Raw genomic sequence first — 23,866 nt, 5'->3', positions numbered from 1 at the left:
GCCGTGAGGACGGGCCCCGAGACACACAGTGTTTCTCGGGGCCCGTCGCGTTACCGGCCCCCGAGTCGCTACGCCCCCGGCGAACACTCCCATCTCCGGGATTCCCCGAAGGGACCCGCGCGTTAGGGTCCATGAATACCAGGGCAGTGGAGTCTCCGATACGGCTCCCGCCCCGCAGGGAACACGTGAGACGGCCCGGCGCCGTCGTAAGACGAGCAGGTGGATACGTGACGAATCTGATGCCTTCAGCCGCCGGCGAGCCTTCCATCGGTGGTGGCCTCGGCGACCAGGTCTACAACCGGCTGCTCAACGAGCGGATCATCTTCCTCGGCCAGCCGGTCGACGACGACATCGCGAACAAGATCACCGCACAGCTGCTGCTCCTTGCCGCCGAACCGGACAAGGACATCTACCTGTACATCAACAGCCCCGGCGGTTCGATCACGGCCGGCATGGCGATCTACGACACCATGCAGTACATCAAGAACGACGTGGTGACGATCGCCATGGGCCTCGCGGCCTCGATGGGACAGTTCCTGCTCAGCGCGGGCACCCCCGGCAAGCGCTTCGCGCTGCCGAACGCCGAGATCCTCATCCACCAGCCCTCCGCCGGCCTGGCCGGCTCGGCCTCGGACATCAAGATCCACGCCGAGCGGCTGCTGCACACCAAGAAGCGCATGGCCGAGCTCACGGCCCAGCACACGGGCCAGACGGTCGAGCAGATCACCCGCGACTCGGACCGCGACCGCTGGTTCGACGCGTTCGAGGCCAAGGAGTACGGCCTCATCGACGACGTCATGCCCACGGCCGCCGGCATGCCGGGCGGCGGCGGCACCGGGGCCTGAGAGGTCCCCACGGGGCCTGTGGCGCCCCGTGAGGCCCACGGAGCCCTCCCGGGCCCCCGCGACCCCAGACAGCCCCAGCCGACCGCCTCAGCCCTTTTCAGGAGACACCGTGAACCAGTTCCCCGGCAGTGGGATCTACGACCGTATGCACGCCGTTCAGGACATGCGCGCCGCTCAGGGCGAGTACACCGGCCCGCAGGCCGAGTCCCGCTACGTCATCCCGCGCTTCGTCGAGCGCACCTCCCAGGGCATTCGCGAGTACGACCCGTACGCGAAGCTCTTCGAGGAGCGCGTGATCTTCCTCGGCGTCCAGATCGACGACGCCTCCGCCAACGACGTCATGGCACAGCTGCTGTGCCTGGAGTCGATGGACCCCGACCGTGACATCTCGGTCTACATCAACAGCCCCGGCGGCTCCTTCACGGCGCTCACGGCGATCTACGACACGATGCAGTACGTGAAGCCGGACATCCAGACGGTCTGCATGGGCCAGGCGGCCTCCGCCGCCGCCGTCCTGCTCGCCGCCGGTACGCCGGGCAAGCGCATGGCCCTGCCGAACGCGCGCGTCCTGATCCACCAGCCGTACAGCGAGACCGGCCGCGGCCAGGTGTCCGACCTGGAGATCGCCGCCAACGAGATCCTCCGGATGCGCTCGCAGCTGGAGGAGATGCTGGCCAAGCACTCCACTCAGACGATCGAGAAGATCCGCGAGGACATCGAGCGCGACAAGATCCTCACGGCCGAGGACGCGCTGAGCTACGGCCTGATCGACCAGGTCATCACCACCCGGAAGATGGACAACTCGAGCCTGCGCTGAGGCGAGAGGCTGTATCGTCTGCCGCCCCTTGGCACGGTTTGGGACGGTCCACGTCAAAGCGAACCGCGCCAAGGGGGGCCCGAACGAGGGGCCCGGCAAGGTACCGTCGGACATAAGGCAGCACCAGGAGTCCGCTTGGACGTCGGCGTCCAGGAGTCTCCCAGGCGAAGGGGAAGCACACCGTGGCACGCATCGGTGACGGCGGCGATCTGCTCAAGTGCTCGTTCTGCGGCAAGAGCCAGAAGCAGGTCAAGAAGCTCATCGCAGGGCCCGGTGTGTACATCTGCGACGAGTGCATCGACCTCTGCAACGAGATCATCGAGGAGGAGCTGGCCGAGACCAGCGAGGTCCGCTGGGAGGAGCTCCCGAAGCCCCGCGAGATCTACGAGTTCCTCGAGGGGTACGTGGTCGGCCAGGAGGCCGCCAAGAAGGCCCTCTCCGTGGCGGTCTACAACCACTACAAGCGGGTCCAGGCCGGTGAGAACGGCGGGGGGAACGGCCGCGACGACGCCATCGAGTTGGCGAAGTCCAACATCCTCCTTCTCGGCCCCACGGGCTCCGGCAAGACCCTCCTCGCGCAGACCCTCGCGCGAATGCTCAACGTGCCCTTCGCGATCGCCGACGCCACGGCCCTGACGGAGGCCGGCTACGTCGGCGAGGACGTCGAGAACATCCTGCTCAAGCTGATCCAGGCCGCCGATTACGACGTCAAGAAGGCCGAGACCGGGATCATCTACATCGACGAGATCGACAAGGTCGCGAGGAAGAGCGAAAACCCCTCGATCACCCGCGACGTGAGCGGGGAGGGCGTACAGCAGGCCCTCCTCAAGATCCTCGAAGGCACCACGGCCTCCGTCCCGCCGCAGGGCGGCCGTAAACACCCCCACCAGGAGTTCATCCAGATCGACACGACGAACGTGCTGTTCATCGTGGGCGGTGCCTTCGCCGGCCTGGAGAAGATCATCGAGTCCCGCGCCGGCGCCAAGGGCATCGGCTTCGGGGCGCAGATCCGCTCCAAGCGCGAGATGGAGTCCAAGGACCAGTTCCAGGAGGTCATGCCGGAGGACCTGGTCAAGTTCGGCATGATCCCCGAGTTCATCGGCCGCCTCCCCGTCATCACCTCGGTCCACAACCTCGACCGCGAGGCCCTGCTCCAGATCCTCGTCGAGCCGCGCAACGCGCTGGTCAAGCAGTACCAGCGCCTCTTCGAACTCGACGGCGTGGAGCTGGACTTCGAGCGCGAGGCCCTCGAAGCGATCGCGGACCAGGCGATCCTCCGCCAGACCGGCGCGCGCGGCCTGCGCGCCATCATGGAGGAGGTCCTCCAGGGCGTGATGTACGAGGTCCCGTCCCGCAAGGACGTGGCCCGGGTCGTCATCACGGCGGACGTCGTCCAGTCGAACGTGAACCCGACGCTGATTCCGCGGGATGCGCGGGGCCGGGGGCCGGGGGAGCAGAAGACGGCCTAGTCACCCACCGCACGGGAAGGCGCCCAGCACTTCTGCCGGGCGCCTTCGTCGTTTCCGGCGTCAGGCCTTGACGCGGACTTCCCCGCGGACCTTGGTGGTGAGGTCGATCGCGACGTCCTTGGTGACGTCCTGCGCCGCGTCACCCGGCGACACGATGGCGATCGTGCTGTAGTCGGCCCACGCGCAGAACCAGTTGGTCTGCTCCTTGTTGGTCGCCCTGTTCTGCCCCTTGACCGACTGGCACTTCATGACCGCGCCGTCGAGGTCGGCCGCCTCGGGCTCGCCGATCAGCTCGGGCTTGCCGGACCCGGTGGCGGACTCCTTCTCGGCCGACTTCTTGAAGTTGGCGAAGAACAGGTCCAGGGTCGCCTCCGGGTCGGAGATCTCACCGTAGGCACCGGCCACCGAAAGGGTCTTGGCCGTCGCCATCTTCGCCGCGGACGCCGGGTCGTCGGGGTCGTAGTCGCTCAGGTCGACCGTGTTGTAGAGCCCCGCCGCGGACTTGGCGTTCTTGACGCCGCTCTTCTCCAGCTCCGCCGTCGAGTCGGCGCCGACGGTGGACCCGTCCTTCGTGGTGCGCTTGTAGTCGCTGAGCACCGTCGCCGGCGTCGTGAGCTTGTGCGGCCCGTCGTCCTCCAGGCCGCCACCACCTCCGCCGATCACGAAGTACGCGCCCACGGCGATCGCCGCGACCACCGCGATCGCCCCGATGACGATGCCCGTCTTCTTCTTGCCGCCGCCCGGGGGCGGGGGCTGGGGGACGCCGTACTGGGGCTGCTGGCCGTAGGGCGGCTGCTGGCCGTACTGGGGCTGCTGACCGTACGGGGGCTGCTGGCCGTAGGGGCCCGGCTGGGGCGGGGCGCCCTGCGGGGCCTGCTGCGGGTAGCCGTAGCCGGGCTGGGGCGGAGGGGCCTGCTGGGGATAGCCGTAGCCGGGCTGGGGCGCCTGCGGCTGCTGGCCGTACGGACCGGGCTGGCCGTACGGTCCGGGCTGCTGGGGCTGCCCGCCGTACGGGCCCGGCTGGTTGTAACTCATGTTCTGGGTTCCCCTCCAGATGCTTGTGCGTTCGAGACATCCTGGCGCAGACCCGTCGTGTGCATGGCATCGGGGCCCTCAACCGTTACGAAGCAAACGCGTTTCGGGACGGGGTGGTGACACCTCTAAACTGACCCCCGTGACCGAGAACGCTCAGCAGCAGCCACCAGCGCCCAGCACCGACCTGCCGACCCAGTACGCGCCGGCCGACGTGGAGGGGCCGCTGTACGAGCGCTGGGTAGAGCGGGGTTACTTCGAGGCGGACGAGAAGAGCGACAAGCCGCCGTACACGATCGTCATCCCGCCGCCGAACGTCACGGGCAGCCTGCACCTCGGGCACGCCTTCGAGCACACGCTCATCGACGCCCTGACCCGCCGTAAGCGGATGCAGGGGTACGAGACGCTGTGGCAGCCCGGCATGGACCACGCCGGTATCGCCACGCAGAACGTCGTCGAGCGCGAGCTCGCGAAGGAGAACAAGTCCCGGCATGACCTGGGCCGTGAGGCCTTCGTCGAGCGGGTCTGGCAGTGGAAGGGCGAGTCCGGCGGGCAGATCAGCGGACAGATGCGGCGCCTCGGTGACGGCGTCGCCTGGTCGCGCGAGCGCTTCACCATGGACGAGGGCCTCTCCCAGGCCGTCCAGACCATCTTCAAGCGGCTCTACGACGACGAGCTGATCTACCGCGCCGAGCGCATCATCAACTGGTGTCCCCGGTGCCTGACCGCCATCTCGGACATCGAGGTCGAGTACCAGGACGACGACGGCGAGCTCGTCTCCATGAAGTACGGCGACGGGGACGACACCATCGTCGTCGCCACCACCCGCGCCGAGACCATGCTCGGTGACACGGCCGTCGCCGTTCACCCCGAGGACGAGCGCTACAAGCACCTGATCGGCAAGCTGGTCAAGCTGCCGCTGACCGACCGCTCCATCCCGGTCGTCGCCGACGAGCACGTCGACCCCGAGTTCGGCACAGGTGCCGTCAAGGTCACCCCGGCCCACGATCCGAACGACTTCGAGATCGGGCAGCGCCACGACCTCCCGGCCCTGACGATCATGGACGAGCACGCGGTCATCACCGCTCACGGCCCCTTCCAGGGCCAGGACCGGCTGGAGGCCCGCTCGGCGATCGTCGCGGCCCTGCGCGCCGAAGGGCGGATCGTCGCCGAGAAGCGGCCGTACGTCCACTCGGTCGGCCACTGCTCGCGCTGCAAGACGACGATCGAGCCGCGCCTGTCCATGCAGTGGTGGGTCAAGGTCGGCCCTCTCGCCAAGGCCGCCGGTGACGCCGTCCGTGACGGGCGCGTCAAGATCCACCCCCAGGAGATGGAGAAGCGCTACTTCGACTGGGTCGACAACCTCCACGACTGGTGCATCTCGCGGCAGTTGTGGTGGGGCCACCGCATCCCGGTCTGGTACGGCCCGAACGGCGAGGTGGTCTGCGTCGGCCCCGACGAGGAGCCGCCGAGCGGCGAGGGCTGGCGTCAGGACACCGACGTCCTCGACACCTGGTTCTCCTCCGGCCTCTGGCCCTTCTCCACGCTGGGCTGGCCCGAACAGACCGAGTCGCTCGCGAAGTTCTACCCGAACTCGGTCCTGGTCACCGGCTACGACATCCTCTTCTTCTGGGTCGCCCGGATGATGATGTTCGGCCTGTACGCGATGGACGGCACCCCGCCGTTCCACACCATCGCCCTGCACGGCATGGTCCGCGACCAGTTCGGCAAGAAGATGTCGAAGTCCTTCGGCAACGCGGTCAACCCGCTGGACTGGATGGACAAGTACGGCAGCGACGCCCTGCGCTTCACCCTCGCCCGTGGCGCCAACCCCGGCGTCGACGTCCCCATCGGCGAGGACTGGGTCCAGGGCTCCCGCAACTTCGCCAACAAGATCTGGAACGCGACGCGCTTCGCGATGATGAACGGCGCGACGGTGGACGGCCCGCTGCCGGACCCGTCGAAGATGTCCGCGACGGACCGCTGGATCCTCTCCCGGCTGAACACGGTCGTCGCGGAAGTCGACGCGTTCTACGACGACTACCAGTTCGCGAAGCTGTCCGACTCCCTGTTCCACTTCGCGTGGGACGAGGTCTTCGACTGGTACGTCGAGTTGTCCAAGACGACGTTCCAGGCGGGCGGCGAGGCGGCCGAGGTCAGCAAGCGCGTCCTCGGTGAGGTCCTCGACGTCACGCTGAAGCTGCTGCACCCGGTGGTCCCGTTCGTCACCGAGACCCTGTGGACGACGCTGACGGGCGGCGAGTCGGTCGTCATCGCCGACTGGCCGAAGGACAGTGGCTTCCGGGACGCCGACGCGGAGCGTGAGATCGAGAGCCTCCAGTCGGTCATCACCGAGGTCCGCCGCTTCCGCGCCGACCAGGGCCTCCAGCCCGGCCAGCGGGTCCCGGCCCGGCTGACCCTGGACGGCACGCCGTTCGCGACGCACGAGGCCGCCATCCGCCAGCTGCTCCGGCTCCAGCCGGAGGGCGACGCCTTCACGGCCACGGCGACCCTGCCGGTCGCCGGCGCGGAGGTCGCCCTCGACCTCTCCGGCACGATCGACGTGGCGGCGGAGCGCAAGCGCCTCGCGAAGGACCTCGCGGCGGCGGAGAAGGAGAAGGCGCAGGCGAACGCCAAGCTCGGCAACGAGGCGTTCCTGGCGAAGGCCCCCGACCACGTCGTGGACAAGATCCGCACCCGCCTCGCCAAGGCGGAGGAGGACATCACCCGCATCCAGGCACAGCTGGAGAGGCTGCCGCAGGGTTAAGGGTTCGTACGGTGTGTGAGGCCCCCGGTGCTGTCAGGCCCGGGGGCCTCACACATGGTTCAGGGCACGTACCTGCTTTTCAGGGGCGCGGGGAACTGCGCGAGCAACCCCCACGGACCCGCAGCCGCCCAGGGACATAAGCCACCGCAAGCAATGTCAGTCGGTCTCCGTAGACTGGGCCCCGTGAGCGAGCTCCCTCCAGACCACAACGCCGACGACCAGCCCGACCCCCTCAACACCTTCGACGAGATCATCGCCGAGGAAACCACCCGCGACCCCGACCTCGCGGTCATCGAAGCCGGCAGCCGGACCCTGCGCACCCAGGGCGGCCCGCCCGACGCCGACATCCCGACCCGGCCCGCCGACCCCGAGGTCGACAAGGCCCTGCGCGAGGTCGAGGCGGAGCTCGCCACGCGCTGGGGCGAGACCAAGCTGGAGCCCTCCGTCAGCCGGATCGCCGCGCTGATGGACGTGCTGGGGGAGCCGCAGCGGTCGTACCCGTCGATCCACATCACGGGGACCAACGGCAAGACCTCCACGGCCCGCATGATCGAGGCCCTGCTCGGCGCCTTCGAGCTGCGGACCGGCCGCTACACCTCGCCGCACGTGCAGTCGATCACCGAGCGCATCAGCCTGGACGGGGCCCCGATCTCGGCCGAGCGGTTCATCGAGACGTACCAGGACATCAAGCCGTACATCGAGATGGTCGACGCGCAGCAGGACTACCGGCTGTCCTTCTTCGAGGTGCTCACCGGCATGGCATACGCGGCGTTCGCCGACGCGCCCGCCGACGTCGCCGTCGTCGAGGTCGGCATGGGCGGCTCCTGGGACGCCACGAACGTGATCGACGGTGACGTCGCCGTCGTCACGCCCATAGACCTCGACCACACCGACCGGCTCGGCTCCACGCACGCCGAGATCGCCACGGAGAAGGCCGGCATCATCAAGCAGGGTGCGACGGTCATCATGGCGCAGCAGCCGGTCGACGCCGCTCAGGTGCTGCTGAAGAAGGCCGTCGAGGTGGACGCGACCGTGGCCCGGGAAGGGCTGGAGTTCGGTGTCGTGGACCGGCAGGTGGCCGTCGGCGGGCAGCTGGTGACGCTGCGCGGGCTCGGCGGTGAGTACACCGAGGTGTACCTGCCGCTGCACGGCGCGCACCAGGCGCACAACGCGGCCGTCGCGCTCGCCGCCGTGGAGGCGTTCTTCGGCGTCGGCGCGCAGCGGGCCGACGCGCTGGACCTGGACACGGTCCGCAAGGCGTTCGCGGCGGTTGCCTCGCCGGGCCGGCTGGAGGTCGTGCGGCGTTCCCCGACGGTCGTGCTCGACGCCGCCCACAACCCGGCGGGTGCCAGGGCGGCGGCGGAGGCGATCGGTGAAGCCTTCCAGTTCAGCCGGCTCATCGGTGTCGTCGGCGCGAGCGGCGACAAGAACGTGCGGGGGCTGCTGGAGGCCTTCGAGCCGGTGTTCGCCGAGGTCGTGGTCACGCAGAACTCCAGCCACCGTGCGATGGACGCCGACGAGCTGGCCGGCATCGCCGTCGAGGTGTTCGGCGAGGAGCGGGTCCAGGTCGAGCCGCGGCTGCCCGACGCGCTGGAGGCCGCGATCACGCTGGCCGAGGAGGAGGGCGAGTTCGCGGGCGGCGGTGTGCTCGTCACCGGTTCCGTCATCACCGTCGGCGAGGCCCGACTGCTCCTGGGGAGGGGCTGAGTCCCGTGCGCACGCTCTGTTCTTCGACGCTGATCGGCGAGTTCTTCATCATCGGCTTCGCCGGTCTGGTCGCCATGAAGGATCCCGACCTGTCCATGACCACCGTGTGGACGGTCAGCGGTGTCGCGATGTTCCTGTGCCTGCTGCTGTGCGGCCTGGTGACGCGCCCGGGCGGGGTCGCGCTCGGCTGGGCGTTGCAGATCGCGCTCATCGCGTCGGGCTTCGCCGTGCCGATGATGTTCTTCCTGGGTGTGGTTTTCGCGGCCCTGTGGTGGGCGTCCGTGCACTACGGGCGGAAGGTGGACGAGGCGAAGGCGAGATTCGCGGCCCAGTCCGGCTCCTCCACACCTGACGCTGCGTAACAGGCGCCCCGACACGCCGGGTAATCTCGTCCCACCCGCACAACCTTGATACATAAGGAGCCCGTCGTGAGCCAGCGCACCCTCGTCCTCCTCAAGCCCGACGCCGTCCGTCGTGGCCTGACCGGCGAGATCATCAGCCGCATCGAGCGCAAGGCGGGCTGGACGATCACCGCGCTGGAGCTGCGCACCCTGGACCAGGACACGCTGGAGCAGCACTACGGCGAGCACAAGGGCAAGCCCTTCTACGAGCCGCTGGTGGAGTTCATGGCCTCCGGCCCGGTCGTGGCGATGATCGTCGAGGGCGAGCGGGTCATCGAGGGGCTGCGCGCGCTCGCCGGCCCGACCGACCCGATCGCCGCGGCCCCGGGCTCCATCCGCGGTGACTACGGCGTCATCGTCCGGGAGAACCTGATCCACGCCTCCGACTCGGAGGAGTCCGCCGAGCGGGAAGTGAAGATCTTCTTCCCGGGTCGCGCCTGAAGCGAAACGGCGAGAGAAGTCTGGGGGCCACGGCTCCCGGACTTTTCTGGCATATGCGTGGCGATCGAGGGAACGATGGTCCCCGAACGCCCGTCTCCACAAGCGAACCCGCACAGCATCTGCTGACAATGGCGGAGACCCTCCCGCAGTGTTCGCGAAGGCGCGTCTACGATGGAAGCCTTCACGTCACAGCACCCACCTTTGCCTACCTGAAAAGCCCTCAAAAGCTAGTGGGAAGGCCAGACGAATCCTGATGGGGAACTCAATGTCGTTCATCGGCCGTGACATGGCTGTCGACCTCGGGACCGCCAACACGCTGGTGTACGTCAGGGGTCGCGGGATCGTACTCAACGAGCCGTCCGTCGTCGCGATCAACACCAACACCGGTGGCATCCTCGCGGTCGGTGCCGAAGCAAAGAAGATGATCGGGCGCACGCCCGGCAACATCGTTGCCGTTCGTCCGCTGAAGGACGGTGTGATCGCCGACTTCGAGATCACCGAGCGGATGCTCCGCTACTTCATCCTGAAGATCCACAAGCGGCGGTATCTGGCTCGTCCGCGGGTCGTCGTCTGCGTGCCCTCGGGCATCACGGGCGTCGAGCGCCGGGCCGTCATCGAGGCGTCGTCCCAGGCCGGCGCCCGCCAGGTGCACATCATCGAGGAGCCCATGGCCGCGGCCATCGGCTCCGGCCTGCCGGTCCACGAGGCCACGGGCAACATGGTGGTCGACATCGGCGGCGGCACCACGGAGGTCGCGGTCATCTCCCTCGGCGGCATCGTCACCGCCCAGTCCATCCGTGTCGCGGGCGACGAACTGGACAACGCGATCATCCAGCACATCAAGAAGGAGTACTCCCTCCTGCTGGGTGAGCGGACGGCCGAACAGATCAAGATCACGATCGGTTCGGCGTACGACCTCGACTCCGACGAGCACACCGAAATCCGCGGCCGGGACCTGGTCTCCGGGCTGCCGAAGACCGTCGTCATCTCCGCGGCCGAAGTCCGCAAGGCGATCGAGGAGCCGGTCAACGCGATCGTCGACGCCGTCAAGACGACCCTCGACAAGTGTCCGCCGGAGCTGTCCGGCGACATCATGGACCGAGGAATCGTTCTGACCGGCGGCGGAGCGCTGCTGCGGGGCCTCGACGAGCGGCTGCGCCGGGAGACCGGTATGCCGATCCACATTGCCGAGGATCCGCTGGACAGCGTGGCGCTCGGTTCCGGAAAGTGCGTCGAGGAGTTCGAGGCGCTCCAGCAGGTGCTGGACGCTCAGCCGCGCAGATGACGTAACTCTTCGATTCCGCCGTACGGGACGATCTCCTCTCGTACGGCGGATCGTTGATATAGATGCATAAGCTCCCACAATGCAGCCCCTCGGGTTTCCCTGGGGCTTCCCGAATTCCGATGAGGAAGGGCACGGCCGCCGCACGTGAGGGACACACGAGAGAGCCGGCTGCTCCTGGTGCTGCTGATCGCCATCGCGTTCGCGTTGATCACGGTGGACATTCGCGGCGGGGAGGATTCCCCGGTCGACGGTGCCCGGCAGGGCGCGGCGACGGTCTTCGGCCCGATCGAGAGCGGCGTGTCGTCCGCGGTCGACCCGGTCGGCGACGCGGTCTCCGCCATCCGGGAGTCCGGTGAGCGACACGACCGGCTCGCCGTGCTGGAAGAGGAGAACGCGGCCCTCAAGGCGCGGCTCGGCAGCGACGACCGCAGCCGCAGCCGCCTCAAGCAGCTCGACAAGATGCTGAAGATGTCCGGCCAGGGCCAGTACGGCATCAAGGGCGCCGAAGTCATCGCCATCGGGGCCGCGCAGGGGTTCTCCTGGACCATCACCATCGACGTCGGCGCGAGCGACGGCATCAAACGCGACATGACCGTCCTGAACGGGGACGGGCTCGTCGGCCGGGTCACCACCGTCGGACCCGACACCGCCACGGTGCTGCTCGCCAGCGACCCCGACTTCACGGTCGGCACCCGGATGGAGGACAGCGACGAGCTCGGCTTCGCCTCCGGGCAGGGCGACCGCCCGCTGCGCGTGGAACTCCTCAACGGCAAGGCGGAGGTGAAGAAGGGCGACCGCCTGGTCACCTTCGGCTCGCAGGCCGACCGGCCGTTCGTGCCCGGCGTGCCCGTCGGCGTGGTCTCCCGCGTCGACCCGTCCGGCGGCGGGCTGACCCGCACGCTCTACGTCACGCCGTACGCCGCCTTCAGCAAGCTCGACATCGTCGGTGTCGTCGTCGAGGCCCCGAAGAAGGACCCGCGCGACACGGTGCTCCCGCCCAAGCCGAAGCCGACTCCCCGGCCGACGGTGACGGTGACCGTGACGCCGTCCGCCGAGGCCCCCGCGGACGGCCAGAACCAGCAAGAGCAGTAGGAGCTGTCACCTCATGCGCGTCAACCGGATCCTGCTCTCCTCCGCCCTGGTCGTCGTCGCCCTGGTGATCCAGGTGAGCGTCCTCGCCCGCCTCCATCTGCCGGGCGCCGTGCCCGACCTGATGCTCCTCACCGTCCTCGGCCTCGCCCTGGTGTACGGCCATGTGGGTGGTGCCCTCGTCGGTTTCGGCGCGGGCCTGCTCGCCGATCTGGCCCCGCCCGCCGACCACGCCGCCGGGCGCTACGCCCTCGTGCTGTGCGTCATCGGCTACCTCGCGGGCCTGGTGAAACCGGAGACGGGCCGGCTCAAGTCCGCGACCGGCCCGATGGTCGTGGTGGTGGCCGCCGCCCTCGGCTCCACCCTGCTGTACGCCGGGGTCGGTGCCCTCGTCGGTGACACGGCCGCCCGCCATGTGGGCCTGGGCAGCCTGCTGTTCACGGCCGCCCTGTACGACCTGCTGCTCGCCCCGTTCGTGGTGCCGGGGGTGATGGCGCTGGCCAGGCGCGCCGAGAACGATCCGCTCGCCGAGACCGGCTCCGCCGCCAAGGCCACCGACATCTCCTCCGGCTGGCTCTCCGGCGGCACCGGCCTGAAGATCGGCAGCCAGCGGAACGGGCTGCGAGTGAAGGCGGCCCGGGCGCGGATGGCGCGGGCCGGGCGCATCAAGGGGGTCAAGCGGCTGTGAACGCAGAGAAGTTCACCCGAACGGGCCGGTCCGCTAGGAACGCCGGCTCGTGGGCCCGTCGTTCCTCACTCGTATCCGCAGACACGTGCCCGGACAGACCTTCGTATCCGGGCCCGGTTTTGTACTCGCACATCCGTACGCACACTGAGAGGGGGAGGCAGCCGCAGTGACCAACATCCCCGAGACCGGGCGGAACCCGCGGGTCCAGATCCGGCTCGTCGTCATCCAGGTCCTCGTCCTGTCCCTCCTGCTCACCCTCGGCGGACGCCTGTGGTACCTCCAGATCCGGGAGGGCGCGGCGTACGCCAAGGAGGCGTCGGGGAACCACGTCCAGCAGGTCGTCCAGCCGGCCGTCCGCGGCTCCATCCTGGACGCCCGCGGCGTGGCCCTCGCCGACAACGAGACGCGACTGGTCGTCTCCGCCTCCCGCACCGACCTGCTGAAGATGCCGGACGACGGCAAGGACGTCCTCACCAAGCTCGCCGGAGTCCTGGGCATGACGCCCAAGGAGGTCCAGGAGAAGGTCCGGCTCTGCGACGCCAAGACGCCCCAGCCCTGCTGGAACGGCTCGCCGTACCAGCCCATCCCCATCACCGACGAGGCAACCCCCAAGCAGGCCCTGCAGATCCGCGAGCGCGCCGAGGATTTCCCCGGCATCACCGCCGAACCCGAGGCCGTGCGCCGCTACCCGAGCCCGGGCAAGGCCAACACCGCCCAGGTCCTCGGCTACCTCTCGCCGGTCACCGACGAGGAGATCAAGCAGGCGCAGAACACCAACTCGCCGTACCTGCGCTCCGACCAGGTCGGCCGCTCCGGCCTGGAGCGCCAGTACGACAAGGCACTGCGCGGCAAGGCCGGCGTGACCCGCTACGAGGTCGACAACCTCGGCCGGGTCATCGGCCAGGCCGAGGCCGACCCGGCCCACCCCGGCGACAACCTCGTCACCAGCATCGACGCCCGCGTCCAGCGGATCGCCGAGTACCAGCTGAACGAGGCCATGAAGGAGGCCCGCAAGCAGCACGACCGGAACACCGGCACCAACTACAAGGCGGACTCCGGCGCCGTCGTCGTCATGGAGGCCAAGACCGGCCGCGTCGTCGCCATGGCCTCCAACCCGACGTACGACCCGAACGCCTGGGTGGGCGGCATCTCCGCCAAGGACTACGCCCGGCTCACCGGCAAGAAGTCCAACTACCCGCTTCTCAACCGCGCGATCCAGGGCCAGTCCGCGCCCGGCTCCATCTTCAAGGTCATCCCGACGGCCGCCGCGATCAACGCGGGCTACTCCTTCGACGGCCCCTACCAGTGCTCCAGCTCGTACAACCTCGGCGGCCAGGTCTTCAAGAACTTCGAGTCCAAGGGGTACGGCCCGATCAGCCTCGGCCGCGCCCTGGAGGTCTCCTGCGACACGGTCTTCTACCGGCTCTCCCACGAGGAGTGGAAGAAGGACGGCGGAGCCAAGCCGAAGAAGCACCCCAACGACTGGTTCTACAAGACCGCCCACCAGTTCGGCCTCGGCAAGGAGACCGGCATCGACCTGCCCAACGAGGTCACCGGCCGCGTCCCCGACCGCAAGTGGAAGCTGGACTACTGGAAGGCCAACAAGGACGCCTGGTGCCGCACCGGCAAGCGGAACGGCAGCTACGCCGAGAAGATCGCCTACGAGAACTGCCTCGAAGGCAACCGCATGCGCGCCGGTGACTCCGTCAACTACTCCATCGGCCAGGGCGACACCCTCGTCACGCCCATCCAGATGGCCACCATCTACTCGGCCATCTCCAACGGCGGCACCCTCTACAACCCCTCCGTCGGCAAGGCCGTCATCAGCGCCGACGGCCAGACTGTCACGCCGATCAAACCCCGGTCGCACGGCAAGCTGCCGATGACGCAGGCGACGCGCGACCGGATAGACGATGCCCTCGCGGGAGTCGCCACCCGCGGTACGGCCGCCTGGCGGTTCGGCGGCTGGCCGCAGGACAAGATCCCGATGCACGCCAAGACGGGTACGGCGGAGGTCTACGGCAAGCAGACCACCTCCTGGTTCGCCACGTACACCAAGGACTACTCGATCGTCATGACGATCTCCCAGGGTGGTACGGGCTCCGGCGCCTCGGGCCCCGCCGTCCGCAACATCTACAACGCGCTGTACGGCGTCTCCGAGGACGGCGACATCGACGCGAAGAAGGCCCTGCTGCCCACCCCGGAGAAGGCCCTGCCGAAGGTCAAGACGGACGGCACCATCGCCTCCCCGAAGGTCCCCAAGGACCCGGCCAAGGACCAGCAGGCGAAGAAGAAGGACCCCAACGCCCCGGCCGACCCGCTCCAGCCGGCCACGTCGGCCCCGCCGTCGCCGGAGAACCGTGACACCCGAAGGCGCCGGCGCCGGCGGGGAAGCCGGAGGTTGCCGACATGACCGGCGGTGTGAACAGCTTCCAGGTCTCCGGCTACGGGCCCGAGCGCTCCGGCTGGACCCGTCTCCTCGCCCGCGATTCGGTGGTGCGGCGGCTCGACTGGCCGATCCTGCTGTCCGCGACGGCCCTGTCGCTGCTCGGCACGCTCCTCGTCTACTCCGCGACCCGCAACCGCACGGAGCTCAACCAGGGCGACCCGTACTACTTCCTCATCCGGCACCTGCTCAACACCGGCATCGGCCTCGCCCTGATGGCCGGCACGATCTGGCTCGGCCACCGCGGCCTGCGCACGGCCGTGCCGGTCCTGTACGGCCTCTCGGTCCTGCTGATCCTGCTGGTGCTCACCCCGCTCGGCTCAACGATCAACGGCGCCCACTCGTGGATCAAGCTCCCCGGCGGCTTCTCCCTCCAGCCCTCGGAGTTCGTGAAGGTCACGATCATCCTCGGCATGGCGATGCTGCTGGCGGCCAGAGTCGACGCCGGCGACAGGCAGTACCCCGACCACCGCACGGTCATGCAGGCACTGGGCCTGGCCGCCGTGCCCATGGTGATCGTGATGCTCATGCCCGACCTCGGGTCGGTCATGGTGATGGTCATCATCGTGCTCGGAGTGCTGCTCGCCTCCGGTGCTTCCAACCGGTGGGTGTTCGGCCTGCTCGGAGCGGGCGGCATCGGCGCGATCACCGTCTGGCAGATCGGGGTGCTCGACGACTACCAGATCGCCCGCTTCGCCGCCTTCGCCAACCCCGAGCTCGACCCGGCCGGCGTCGGCTACAACACCAACCAGGCCCGCATCGCCATCGGCTCCGGCGGCCTGACCGGCTCCGGCCTCTTCCACGGCTCGCAGACCACCGGCCAGTTCGTGCCCGAGCAGCAGACGGACTTCGTCTTCACCGTGGCGGGCGAGGAGCTCGGCTTCCTCGGCGGCGGCCTGATCATCGTGCTGCTCGGCATCGTCCTGTGGCGGGCCTGCCGTATCGCCCGGGAGACCACCGACCTGTACGGCACGATCGTGGCCGCCGGCATCGTCGCCTGGTTCGCCTTCCAGACGTTCGAGAACATCGGCATGACGCTCGGCATCATGCCGGTCACCGGTCTGCCGTTGCCGTTCGTGTCGTACGGCGGCTCGTCGATGTTCGCCGTGTGGATAGCGGTCGGTCTGTTGCAGTCCATCCGGATACAGCGCCCGATGTCGGCGTGAACACCGGCGGGGCGGCCCTCTGCCGCCCCGCCCCCGCGCCCACTAGATTCGGTTCATGGCGGACACCAAGCGCGAGATCGAGCGGAAGTACGAGTCCGAGGACAGCGGGCTGCCCGAGCTGACCGGTGTCGCCGGGGTCGCGGCCGTGCTCGACAAGGGCGTCGCCCACCTCGACGCCACCTACTACGACACCGCCGACGAACGCCTCGCCACGTCGTCCGTCACCCTGCGCCGCCGCACCGGCGGCTCGGACGCGGGCTGGCACCTGAAGTTCCCCGTCGCCCCCGGCGTCCGCGACGAGATCCAGGCCCCGCTCTCCGACACCCTCCCCGGCGACCTCGCCGGGCTCGTCCGCTCCCGCGTCCGCGGCGGCGAACTGCTGCCGGTCGTCCGGCTGCGCTCCGACCGCGACGTACGCCACCTCGTCGACGCCGACGGGCGGCTGCTCGCCGAGGTCAGCGTCGACGCCGTACGGGCCGACCGGCTCACGGCCGGCGGCGGTGAGGCGCAGTGGACGGAGATCGAGGTGGAACTCGCCGACGGGGGAGACCCGGCCTTCCTCGACAAGGTCGAGAAGCGGCTGCGCAAGGCGGGCGTACGGCCGTCGGCCTCGGCGTCGAAGCTGGCGCGGGCCCTGGCGGAGACGGCGCCGCACCAGCAGCGCGCATCCGCACCGGCCGGGGAACCGGCGACGGCCGGAGACCACGTCCTGGCGTACGTGCGCGCCCAGCGGGACGCCATCGTCGAGCTCGACCCGGCCGTGCGGCGGGACGCCGAGGACTCCGTGCACAGCATGCGCGTGGCCACCCGCAGGCTGCGCAGCACCCTCAAGTCGTACGGCGAGCTGCTCGACCGGACCGTCACCGACCCGGTCGGCGACGAGCTGAAGTGGCTGGCCGGTGAGCTGGGCCTGGACCGGGACCGTGAGGTGCTGACCGAACGGCTGACGGAGGCCCTCGGCGAGGTGCCGGCCACCCTGGTCCGCGGCCCGGTCGCAGAGCGGCTGCACGCCTGGGCAAGCGCCGAGCACGGCGGGACCCGCGGCCGGCTCATCGGCGTCCTGGACTCCCGCCGCTACCTCGCCCTGCTCGACACCCTGGACGCGCTGATCGCCGACCCGCCCCTGCGGAAGGCGGCCGGCAAGAAGCCCCGCAAAACGATCACCAAGGCAGTGCAGAAGGACTTCCGCAGGGTCGCCGGGCTGATCGAGCGAGCCGTGGAGCTGGAGCCCGGGACCGACCGCGATGTCGCGATCCACGAGGCCCGCAAGAAGACCAAGCGCGCCCGCTACGCGGCGGAGGCGGCCCGGCCGGCCCTCGGCAAGCCGGCCAAGGACCTGGTCAAGTCCATGAAGGCGCTCCAGAGCCTGCTCGGCGAGCACCAGGACAGTGTGATGGCCCGGCAGGCGCTGCGCGAGCTGTCCGCGGTCGCCCACGCGGCCGGGGAGAGCGCCTTCACCTACGGCCTGCTCCACGAGCGCGAGGAGCAGCGGGCGGTGCGCGTGGAGATGGAACTGCCCGGATTCTGGGACGGCATCAAGGACGGGGCGGCGGGCCTGTGATCTTCCGCTGATCTTCCGCGCGTACGAAGGTACGGCCGGGTCGCGTTAGTCTGGATGGTCACCCTGTCCGTTCAGTCCAGCCCACGAAGGTGCGCGACATGCCTGCCGAAGTCGCTGCGTCGGTGTTCCCGCAGCTCGAAGCTCTGCTCCCGCACGTGCAGAAGCCGATCCAGTACGTAGGCGGAGAACTCAACTCCACAGTCAAGGACTGGGACTCCTGCGACGTCCGCTGGGCGCTCATGTACCCGGACGCCTACGAGGTCGGCCTGCCCAACCAGGGCGTCCAGATCCTCTACGAGGTGCTGAACGAGCAGCAGGGCGTCCTCGCCGAGCGCACCTACAGCGTGTGGCCGGACCTGGAGGAGCTGATGCGGGAGCACGGCGTCCCGCAGTTCACGGTGGACAGCCACCGGCCCGTGAGGGCCTTCGACGTGCTGGGCCTGTCCTTCTCCACGGAGCTGGGCTACACCAACATGCTGGCGGCCCTGGACCTCTCCGGGATCCCCCTGGAGGCCAAGGACCGCGGCCTGGACGACCCGATCGTCATGGCCGGCGGCCACGCCGCGTTCAACCCCGAGCCGATCGCGGACTTCATCGACTGCGCGGTGATCGGCGACGGCGAGCAGGCCGTCCTGGAGGTCACCGCGATCATCCGCGCCTGGAAGGCGGAGGGCCGCCCCGGCGGCCGCGAGGAGATCCTCTTCCGCCTGGCGAAGACGGGCGGGGTGTACGTGCCCGGCTTCTACGACGTCGAGTACCTGCCGGACGGCCGTATCGCCCGCGTCGTACCGAAGCGCAGCGGTGTCCCGTGGCGGGTCTCCAAGCACACGGTGATGGACCTCGACGAGTGGCCGTACCCCAAGCAGCCCCTGGTCCCGCTGGCCGAGACGGTCCACGAGCGCATGTCGGTGGAGATCTTCCGCGGCTGCACCCGCGGCTGCCGGTTCTGCCAGGCCGGCATGATCACCCGCCCGGTCCGCGAACGCTCCATCACGGGCATCGGCGACATGGTCGAGCAGGGCCTGAAGGCGACGGGCTTCGAGGAGGTCGGTCTGCTCTCCCTCTCCTCGGCGGACCACTCGGAGATCGGCGACATCGCAAAGGGCCTCGCGGACCGCTACGAGGACGACAAGGTCGGCCTCTCCCTCCCGTCCACCCGCGTGGACGCCTTCAACATCGACCTGGCGAACGAGCTCACGCGCAACGGCCGCCGCTCCGGCCTCACCTTCGCCCCCGAGGGCGGCTCGGAGCGCATCCGCAAGGTCATCAACAAGATGGTCTCGGAGGATGACCTGATCCGCACGGTCGCCACCGCCTACGGCAACGGCTGGCGCCAGGTGAAGCTGTACTTCATGTGCGGTCTGCCGACGGAGACCGACGACGACGTCCTCCAGATCGCCGACATGGCGACGAAGGTCATCGCCAAGGGCCGCGAGGTGTCGAAGTCCAACGACATCCGCTGCACGGTCTCGATCGGCGGCTTCGTCCCCAAGCCCCACACGCCGTTCCAGTGGGCGCCGCAGCTGTCGGCGGAGGAGACGGACGCCCGCCTGGAGAAGCTGCGCAACAAGATCCGCGGCGACAAGAAGTACGGCCGCTCCATCGGCTTCCGCTACCACGACGGCAAGCCCGGCATCGTCGAGGGCCTGCTGTCCCGCGGCGACCGCCGGATCGGCGCCGTCATCCGCGCGGTCTACGACGACGGCGGCCGCTTCGACGGCTGGCGCGAGCACTTCTCGTACGACCGCTGGATGCGGTGCGCGGAGAAGGCGCTGGCCCCCTTCGGCGTCGACGTCGACTGGTACACGACGCGTGAGCGCACGTACGAGGAGGTCCTCCCCTGGGACCACCTGGACTCCGGCCTCGACAAGGACTGGCTCTGGGAGGACTGGCAGGACGCCCTCGACGAGACGGAGGTCGAGGACTGCCGCTGGACGCCGTGCTTCGACTGCGGGGTGTGCCCGCAGATGGACACCCAGATCCAGATCGGCCCCACGGGCAAGAAGCTCCTGCCCCTGACGGTCAAGAACGCGGCGCCGGCTCCGAGCGGGCACGCGCACTGAGGTGAGTGACGCACTCGTTCGGGTGATGGATGCCCTGGCGGGGGCGAGTGAGGACGAGGTGACTGCTGCGTTGGCTGCTGTCGGGGCTTCGAGCCGTCGGCAGTCGGAGCAGCAGGGTGGGCCTTGCACGCCTCTGCCGGGCCCGGGAGGGGCCTCGGCCATCCATTCTGAGGTGGAGTGGGTCTGGGTCTGACGGCTCTCGGAGCCTCGCCGAAGCATTCTGGTGACGACTGAGCCCCCTTCGATCCGGAGGGGGCTCAGTCGTGCCGGCGCTCGATGCGTCCTGGCACGGTGAGGCTGCGTCGTGAAGAACGGGGGGGCGGTGACCTGCCCGAACGATCCGTTCTGATCGCTTTGGCAACTTGATATTCAGGACGGCGATTGCTGGATACAGTCGTTTTGTAACTACTGGTTGCGGGGGCAACTAGAGCTTGGTCGGCTGTGCCGACGTCCTGGGGAGGGCCTGTAGCGCATGAGTCGTCGCTCTGCTGGTTTTGTCGGTGCGTGGGCTGAGATTCAGCGGCAGCAACAACGTCAGGTGGAAGCCGAGGCGAGGCGGCGTCGGGAGGAGGCGCGGCAGGCCCGGGCGTACCAGCGGCTGGCCACGCAAAGCCAACGAGACTACCGCCAGGCGGAGGCCAGGCGACGTACAGAGGAGCTGGAAGCCCAGGTCGCAGCCCTCCAGAGTCTGCTGACCACGGGCTGCCAGGCGCCAGCCTTCAGGGCATCGTCTCTCATGCGTGCGGAAGACATCCCACCGTTCGACCCGGGGCAGCTTGCTTGGCCGGTGCGGATGCCCCACCCAAACCAGTACCAGGCTCAGGGCGGCTGGACCGCCAGCCAGCGAGAGCGGGCACAGGCTGAGGCTCGGGCTCGGTTCGAGCAGGACTGGCATGCCGCCCAGGCCGCCGAGGCGCAGCGGCAGCAACAGTTAGCCGCGTTGCAGCGGGACCATGAGCAGAGGACGGAGTCTCAGCGGGCCGAGGTGCGTCGGCACAACGCCGGGGTCGTGGAAGTGACCGAAGGGGTCAGGCGGGGCGCCCCGGACTCCGTAGTCGAGTACTTCTCCGCTGCGCTGTACGCGTCGACGGCCTGGCCGGAGGGCTTTTCTCGGCAAGTGGTGGCGGCCTACGACGTAGCGGGACGGCAGTTGGTGCTGGACTGGGAACTGCCCACATACGACGTGGTTCCGGAAGCGAAGTCCGTTAGGTATCTGTCCCGGGAGGATCAGTACAAGGAAGCGGCACGGCCGGTGAGTCAGCGTCGGGCGTTGTACCGAGAGGTGCTGGGGCAGAGCATGCTGCTGGTGCTGCATCAGCTGTTCATTGCGGACGAGTACGCCATCCTCGACTCGGTAGCCCTGAACGGCTTCGTGGACGCTCCCGATCCGGCCACAGGACGACAGACGCAGATCTTCCTGGCGACCGTCATGGCTTCTCGGGCGGCTTTCACGGACCTGCATCTGGGGCAGGTGGACCCGGTCAGCTGCCTGACCGACGCGCTGAGGGGACAGATCTCGACCCGGCCTGACCAGCTCACTGCCGTGCGGCCGAGCCGGCAGCCCCAGGACGTCGGCAGCCCTGTGGCCGCCCACGGTCGCGGTCACGAGCCGAACCTGTACGACATGGATCCGATCGCCTTCGAGTCCCTCGTCGCCGATCTGTTCCGCGCCATGGGTATGCAGGCCGTGACGACTCAGCGCTCGAACGATGGTGGCGTGGATGTCGATGCGATGGACCCGACTCCCATCCGCGGCGGCAAGATCGTCGTCCAGGTGAAGCGCTACCGCAACACGGTGCCGCCCACAGCCGTGCGCGACCTCTACGGCACTGTCCAGGACATCGGCGCGAACAAGGGCGTTCTCGTAACGACGTCCGGATTCGGTCCGGGCTCTCATACCTTCGCCAGGGGCAAGCCTCTGGAGCTCATCTCAGGCAGCGAACTCGTCGACCTGCTGCACAGGCATGGGTTGCGTGGACGCTTGGGAGAGGGTGGAGCGGCGGCCCCGGCGCAGCCGACACGGTCCAGCGCTGCGGCTCCACTCGACGATCACAACGTGCTGGGCATGACGTGGTCCGGCGACGTTGCACTCGACGTGTGCGCGATGGTCTGCCGCGGCAGCCGAGTCCTCAGCGAGGATCACTTCGTCTTCTTCAACAACCCGCAGACACCGGACGGCTCGGTACGCGCAATACAGGCTGCGGGACCGGACAAGGTCGCCATTCGTGTCGCCTTCGATGGGCTGCCAGAGGCCGCTGATCGATTCGTGATGGTGGCTGCCGTGGATCCTGAGGTGAACCCGGAGGCTGACCTGTCTGGGTTCACCGATGCCTGCATCCGGCTCCTGGATCCGGCGATGACCGAACTCGGGCGGCTTGAGGTCTCCGATGGGCGCGCCGGGGAGACCGCATTGGTGCTCGGATCCTTCCGGCGCAGGTCCAGTGGTGACTGGGACTTCGTGCTGGGCGGCAAGGGTTACACGGGCGGCCTGGAGCAGCTCGTCCGGGACTACGGCATAGATGTGGAGTAACGCTCCAAGGCCGATTTGGACCCTCTGACCGTCGTGGACAAGTAGCCGGTATCGCCCAACGTGCCTTCGGGAAAGCTCACATAGCCCTTCTGTCTGAGGGGCCCAGCTGGCGTTCATGGAGGTGCGATGAGGGAATTGGTTTACGTGTCCAGTGCGAAGCTCGGAGAGTTTCTGCCCGAGGGCGGCGGTTTCATCGACCGAGCATTGGAGGCAGAGGTATCGGCCCTGGGAGCAGGGGTACGCCTTGCGGTGGGTGAAGCACCGGCGCCAGAGGAGTCCCTCGGACAGCGATTAGAGCGGGTGCTTGCCCACGTCCGTGCGAAGTGCGACGCGCACACCAACATCCCGGACTCATGTGAGTCGTTGGCAGCCTACGACTGGATGGAGTTCACAGGTTTCTTCCGGCATGGGCCCAGGCTGCGTGACTGGGGCCTCGATGACAGAGGTGTGTACACCTTCCTGTCACTTGAGAATCCACCGTGCTCGCTGGGGCGTGGCGGAGATGCGTGCTCCGGTGTTCAGGTCATCCTTTGCGGTTCACGGAAGCATGTCCTGACCGAGTTCGATGCCCCACCGACGCGGATGGGCTCCGGGTCTGACTGGCTGCATGATCTGGCTGCTGTACTGGTCGAGAGAGAAGCGCGCGGGGATACGTCCTTGCCGGAAGACCTCCGCTCGACCAGCCGACGCGACAAGGAGTTCGCTGCCCGGTCCGCCCACGACATGCTCGTGACCGAGTACGAGGGGCCTGCGTATCTACACGGTCACGCCCGAGTACTCTCCAACTTCTCTCCCGGGGTGTGGCAGCACAGGCTGATTGTGGCGACACCTCTGTACGTGGAGGCTGTACCGCGTCCCCGACGTGGTGCTATCGAGTTGGCTGATGGGCAGTCCACCGCCCCCCGCCTGCGACATCGGTTGCGGCGGTTCATGCGTCGAATGACCGACAGGCAGTGATCACGGCTCGCGACCGCATGGATTTGGTCCGTGTGAGTGTGTCCGCCCCTCCGACTCGGAGGCGGCTCTTTGCGTGTCCACCGACCGGACAATGCACTGATGGAGAACATCAGCATCCGCCCGGCTCGGTCCGGCGAACTGGCGGCCGTGGCGGCACTTCGCTGGGAGTGGCTCGTCGAGAACGGCGGCGAGGCGCTCGGCGAACGTGAGGAATTCGTACGGCACTTCGTCGACTGGGCCCGGGACAACGCAGGTTCGCACCGGTGCATGGTGGTCGTGCGTGACGACGGCGTCGTCATCGGTATGGCGTGGCTGGCGGTGGTGCAGCGGGTGCCCACGCCCCGGGCGCCCCGGCGGGCCTCCGGCGATCTGCAGTGCGTGTACGTCGTACCCGGGGCGCGCGACGGCGGAGTGGGCGGCGCGCTCATCCGGGCCGTGCTGGACGGGGCCCGGGAGCTCGGGCTGGAGCGGGTGACCGTGCACTCGAGCCCGCGGGCGATTCCCGCGTACGTCAGGTGCGGCTTTGAGGAGTCGCCCCGGCTGCTGCACGCGCGGGTCGCGGGCGCGTGAGCCGTATGATCATGACGCCAGGTGGAGGATCT

18 protein-coding genes are annotated in these 23,866 nt (G+C 68.7%); 17 read left to right on the top strand and 1 reads right to left on the bottom strand.

What is annotated here, in order from left to right:
• Positions 1-239: 239 nt before the first annotated feature.
• The 3 genes from ACH4G3_RS08345 (at position 240) to clpX (ending at position 3,131) form a co-directional block, all read left to right on the top strand.
• A complete protein-coding gene (locus tag ACH4G3_RS08345) occupies positions 240-845 on the top strand; it encodes an ATP-dependent Clp protease proteolytic subunit (RefSeq protein WP_010041894.1) in 606 nt (201 codons plus the stop codon).
• A gap of 109 nt (positions 846-954) precedes the next feature.
• Positions 955-1,662, top strand: coding sequence for an ATP-dependent Clp protease proteolytic subunit (locus ACH4G3_RS08340; RefSeq protein WP_020271909.1), 708 nt, complete (start codon positions 955-957; stop codon positions 1,660-1,662).
• 182 nt (positions 1,663-1,844) lie between these two features.
• The gene (gene clpX, locus ACH4G3_RS08335) at positions 1,845-3,131 is read left to right on the top strand and encodes an ATP-dependent Clp protease ATP-binding subunit ClpX (protein ID WP_020271910.1); all 1,287 of its coding nucleotides are present in this window, start codon (positions 1,845-1,847) and stop codon (positions 3,129-3,131) included.
• Positions 3,132-3,191: 60 nt separating this feature from the next.
• On the opposite strand, the gene ACH4G3_RS08330 is transcribed toward clpX, so the two are convergent.
• Entirely contained in the window at positions 3,192-4,166 is a 975-nt protein-coding gene (locus ACH4G3_RS08330) for a hypothetical protein (protein WP_397623726.1), read from the bottom strand.
• A gap of 139 nt (positions 4,167-4,305) precedes the next feature.
• On the opposite strand from ACH4G3_RS08330, the gene ACH4G3_RS08325 reads away from it, so the two are divergent.
• The 14 genes from ACH4G3_RS08325 to ACH4G3_RS08260 all read left to right on the top strand — a co-directional run bounded on the left by ACH4G3_RS08325 (position 4,306) and on the right by ACH4G3_RS08260 (position 23,834).
• Positions 4,306-6,930, top strand: coding sequence for a valine--tRNA ligase (locus ACH4G3_RS08325; RefSeq protein ID WP_397623725.1), 2,625 nt, complete (start codon positions 4,306-4,308; stop codon positions 6,928-6,930).
• Positions 6,931-7,113: 183 nt separating this feature from the next.
• Positions 7,114-8,637 (top strand): bifunctional tetrahydrofolate synthase/dihydrofolate synthase, encoded by a 1,524-nt coding sequence (gene folC, locus ACH4G3_RS08320; RefSeq protein ID WP_397617923.1) that lies wholly within the window; start codon positions 7,114-7,116, stop codon positions 8,635-8,637.
• A gap of 5 nt (positions 8,638-8,642) precedes the next feature.
• A complete protein-coding gene (locus ACH4G3_RS08315) occupies positions 8,643-8,999 on the top strand; it encodes a DUF4233 domain-containing protein (RefSeq protein WP_397623724.1) in 357 nt (118 codons plus the stop codon).
• A gap of 66 nt (positions 9,000-9,065) precedes the next feature.
• Positions 9,066-9,479, top strand: coding sequence for a nucleoside-diphosphate kinase (gene ndk / locus ACH4G3_RS08310; protein ID WP_020271915.1), 414 nt, complete (start codon positions 9,066-9,068; stop codon positions 9,477-9,479).
• A 265-nt stretch (positions 9,480-9,744) separates the two neighbouring features.
• Positions 9,745-10,764: a rod shape-determining protein gene (locus ACH4G3_RS08305; RefSeq protein WP_004001297.1), complete on the top strand. Its 1,020-nt coding sequence runs from the start codon at positions 9,745-9,747 to the stop codon at positions 10,762-10,764.
• Positions 10,765-10,908: 144 nt separating this feature from the next.
• Positions 10,909-11,856 (top strand): rod shape-determining protein MreC, encoded by a 948-nt coding sequence (gene mreC, locus ACH4G3_RS08300; protein ID WP_397623723.1) that lies wholly within the window; start codon positions 10,909-10,911, stop codon positions 11,854-11,856.
• 13 nt (positions 11,857-11,869) lie between these two features.
• Positions 11,870-12,541, top strand: a complete 672-nt coding sequence (gene mreD, locus ACH4G3_RS08295; RefSeq protein WP_020275778.1) for a rod shape-determining protein MreD — start codon at positions 11,870-11,872, stop codon at positions 12,539-12,541.
• Between the two features lie 166 nt (positions 12,542-12,707).
• Complete coding sequence (mrdA, locus tag ACH4G3_RS08290; RefSeq protein WP_397623722.1) at positions 12,708-14,954, top strand: penicillin-binding protein 2; 2,247 nt, start codon at positions 12,708-12,710, stop codon at positions 14,952-14,954.
• The gene (gene rodA / locus ACH4G3_RS08285) at positions 14,951-16,153 is read left to right on the top strand and encodes a rod shape-determining protein RodA (RefSeq protein ID WP_397623721.1); all 1,203 of its coding nucleotides are present in this window, start codon (positions 14,951-14,953) and stop codon (positions 16,151-16,153) included. The genes mrdA and rodA overlap by 4 nt, the downstream gene beginning before the upstream one ends.
• Positions 16,154-16,208: 55 nt before the next feature.
• On the top strand, positions 16,209-17,714 hold the full coding sequence (locus tag ACH4G3_RS08280; RefSeq protein ID WP_397623720.1) for a CYTH and CHAD domain-containing protein: 1,506 nt from the start codon (positions 16,209-16,211) through the stop codon (positions 17,712-17,714).
• A gap of 98 nt (positions 17,715-17,812) precedes the next feature.
• Complete coding sequence (locus ACH4G3_RS08275) at positions 17,813-19,777, top strand: TIGR03960 family B12-binding radical SAM protein (RefSeq protein WP_397623719.1); 1,965 nt, start codon at positions 17,813-17,815, stop codon at positions 19,775-19,777.
• A gap of 472 nt (positions 19,778-20,249) precedes the next feature.
• Positions 20,250-22,307 carry a restriction endonuclease gene (locus ACH4G3_RS08270; RefSeq protein WP_397623718.1) on the top strand — a complete coding sequence of 686 codons (2,058 nt, stop codon included), beginning with the start codon at positions 20,250-20,252 and terminating at the stop codon, positions 22,305-22,307.
• 126 nt (positions 22,308-22,433) lie between these two features.
• Positions 22,434-23,264 carry an SAVMC3_10250 family protein gene (locus ACH4G3_RS08265; RefSeq protein WP_397623717.1) on the top strand — a complete coding sequence of 277 codons (831 nt, stop codon included), beginning with the start codon at positions 22,434-22,436 and terminating at the stop codon, positions 23,262-23,264.
• Positions 23,265-23,363: 99 nt separating this feature from the next.
• A complete protein-coding gene (locus tag ACH4G3_RS08260) occupies positions 23,364-23,834 on the top strand; it encodes a GNAT family N-acetyltransferase (protein ID WP_397623716.1) in 471 nt (156 codons plus the stop codon).
• The last annotated feature ends 32 nt before the right edge of the window (positions 23,835-23,866 follow it).

It is taken from the genome of Streptomyces afghaniensis (assembly GCF_044327915.1).
Lineage (GTDB): Bacteria > Actinomycetota > Actinomycetes > Streptomycetales > Streptomycetaceae > Streptomyces > Streptomyces afghaniensis.
This window is presented reverse-complemented; position numbering and strand designations above follow the sequence as displayed.

Excerpts from the sequence above, each read along its gene's own strand:
- ACH4G3_RS08270 (WP_397623718.1), top strand. The coding sequence starts at position 20,250 with ATGAGTCGTCGCTCTGCTGGTTTTGTCGGTGCGTGGGCTGAGATTCAG.
- ACH4G3_RS08265 (WP_397623717.1), top strand. The coding sequence starts at position 22,434 with ATGAGGGAATTGGTTTACGTGTCCAGTGCGAAGCTCGGAGAGTTTCTG.
- mreD (WP_020275778.1), top strand. The coding sequence starts at position 11,870 with ATGCGCGTCAACCGGATCCTGCTCTCCTCCGCCCTGGTCGTCGTCGCC.
- ACH4G3_RS08345 (WP_010041894.1), top strand. The coding sequence starts at position 240 with ATGCCTTCAGCCGCCGGCGAGCCTTCCATCGGTGGTGGCCTCGGCGAC.
- ACH4G3_RS08330 (WP_397623726.1), bottom strand. The coding sequence starts at position 4,166 with ATGAGTTACAACCAGCCGGGCCCGTACGGCGGGCAGCCCCAGCAGCCC.
- ACH4G3_RS08280 (WP_397623720.1), top strand. The coding sequence starts at position 16,209 with ATGGCGGACACCAAGCGCGAGATCGAGCGGAAGTACGAGTCCGAGGAC.
- ACH4G3_RS08260 (WP_397623716.1), top strand. The coding sequence starts at position 23,364 with ATGGAGAACATCAGCATCCGCCCGGCTCGGTCCGGCGAACTGGCGGCC.
- rodA (WP_397623721.1), top strand. The coding sequence starts at position 14,951 with ATGACCGGCGGTGTGAACAGCTTCCAGGTCTCCGGCTACGGGCCCGAG.
- ACH4G3_RS08305 (WP_004001297.1), top strand. The coding sequence starts at position 9,745 with ATGTCGTTCATCGGCCGTGACATGGCTGTCGACCTCGGGACCGCCAAC.
- ACH4G3_RS08275 (WP_397623719.1), top strand. The coding sequence starts at position 17,813 with ATGCCTGCCGAAGTCGCTGCGTCGGTGTTCCCGCAGCTCGAAGCTCTG.